The following is a 1,960-nucleotide window of genomic DNA, read 5'->3' as shown; positions in this document are numbered from 1 at the left end:
ACCGGCGCTGATGCTGCTAGAGGCGCCACGCCAGTTGTATGTGCTGGAGCTGTCGAGTTTCCAACTGGAAACCACTCATAGCCTGAAAGCAGCGGCGGCGACCGTGCTCAATATTAGCGAAGACCATATGAACCGTTATCCGCTTGGCCTGCAACAGTATCGGGGGGCCAAACTGAAAATTTATCACAATGCCGCAGTATGCGTGGTCAACGCCGACGATACATTCACCCTGCCGGTACGCGGATATGGCGCGCGTTGCGTCAGCTTCGGCGTCGGTTGCGGTGATTATTATCTTAGCCAACGCGCGGGCAAAACCTGGTTAATGGCGCGCGGCGAACCGCTGTTGGATTGTGCCGAAATGACCGTCGGCGGCCGTCATAATTATACCAATTCCCTGGCGGCGCTGGCGTTGGCGGACTCCATTGGTGTTCCGCACGCGGCCAGCCTGGCAGCGCTGCGGCAGTTTCACGGTTTGACGCATCGCTTTGAACTGGTGCACGACCGCCATGGTGTACGCTGGATTAATGATTCCAAAGCGACCAATGTAGGCAGCACGGAAGCGGCGCTGTACGGGCTGGAGGTAGCAGGTACGTTGCATCTGCTGTTGGGCGGCGATGGCAAATCTGCCGATTTCACGCCGCTTTCGCCTTTGGTACAAGGCGATAGAGTACAGCTTTATTGTTTTGGGCAGGACGCCGTGCAGCTGGCGTTCCTGCGCCCCGAAGTCGCGACGCTCACTGAAACGCTAGAGCAGGCGATGCGAATCGTCGGTACGCGGGTGAGGGCAGGGGATCTGGTGCTGTTGTCACCGGCCTGCGCCAGCCTAGACCAATTTAGCAATTTTAAAGTACGTGGTGAGGTCTTCACACGACTGGCGCGGGAGGTAGGATGATTCGCATACCCGGTTTAGGATTGATTCCCCGACTGAAGGCGTGGGTAATTGGCGTTGAGACAGAGGCGCCAACCCATGTGCTATATGACCGTACTCTACTGTGGCTGACACTGGGGCTGGCAGGTATCGGTTTTGTGATGGTAACGTCGGCATCAATGCCCATCGGGGCGCGCCTGTCGGATGATCCGTTTTATTTTGCCAAGCGAGATGCTTTCTACCTCGGCCTGGCGTTTATACTGTCGCTGGCAACGCTTAGGATCCCGATGGTGGTCTGGCAGCGCTGCAGCTCGGTGATGTTGCTTATCACCCTGGTTATGTTGCTGGTAGTGTTGGTAGTCGGCAGTTCGGTCAACGGTGCGTCGCGCTGGATTGCGTTCGGTCCATTGCGGATCCAGCCGGCGGAGTTGTCTAAGTTGGCGTTGTTTTGCTATCTGGCTAGTTATCTGGTACGCAAGGTAGAGGAAGTGTGTACTAATTTCTGGGGATTTTGCAAACCCATGAGCGTGATGGTGCTGCTGGCAGTACTGCTGCTGGCACAGCCCGACCTCGGGACCGTGGTGGTGCTGTTTGTTACCACCCTAGCGATGCTGTTCTTGGCCGGTGCCAAACTGTGGCAATTTTTATCGATTATCGGTTCGGGCATTTTCGCAGTGGTGCTGCTTATTATCGCCGAGCCGTACCGTATACGGCGTGTGACCTCGTTCTGGAACCCGTGGGATGATCCCTTCGGCAGCGGTTACCAGCTTACCCAATCGCTGATGGCTTTTGGCCGTGGCGAGTTTTGGGGGCAAGGTTTGGGCAATTCGATACAGAAACTAGAGTATTTGCCGGAAGCCCATACTGACTTTATTTTCGCCATTTTGGGCGAAGAGTTGGGTTATTTCGGCGTGGTGCTAGCGCTGCTGACAGTCTTTTTAGTCGCGTTCCGCGCGATGTCCATTGGTCGTAAAGCGCTGGAAATCGACCAGCGATTTTCCGGTTTCTTGGCCTGTTCTATCGGTATCTGGTTCAGCTTCCAGACGCTGGTCAACGTGGGTGCCGCAGCCGGCATGTTGCCTACAAAAGGGC

Annotated in this window: 2 protein-coding genes; both read left to right on the top strand. The window is 55.9% G+C overall.

All coding sequences use genetic code 11. The features are described 5' to 3' along the window. Window positions 1-892, top strand: an 892-nt coding sequence (murD, locus tag BG74_RS06375) for a UDP-N-acetylmuramoyl-L-alanine--D-glutamate ligase (RefSeq protein ID WP_244267384.1), incomplete at its 5' end; no start/stop codon positions are given. Then, window positions 889-1,960 (top strand): cell division protein FtsW (gene ftsW, locus BG74_RS06370; protein WP_439895690.1); only part of this gene is annotated, 1,072 nt, incomplete at its 3' end. The genes murD and ftsW, both read left to right, overlap by 4 nt.

Origin of the sequence: Sodalis-like endosymbiont of Proechinophthirus fluctus (assembly GCF_001602625.1) — a bacterium.
GTDB lineage: Bacteria > Pseudomonadota > Gammaproteobacteria > Enterobacterales > Enterobacteriaceae.
Note: the sequence above shows the minus strand (reverse complement) of the source record. Positions and strands in the feature narration are given on the sequence as shown.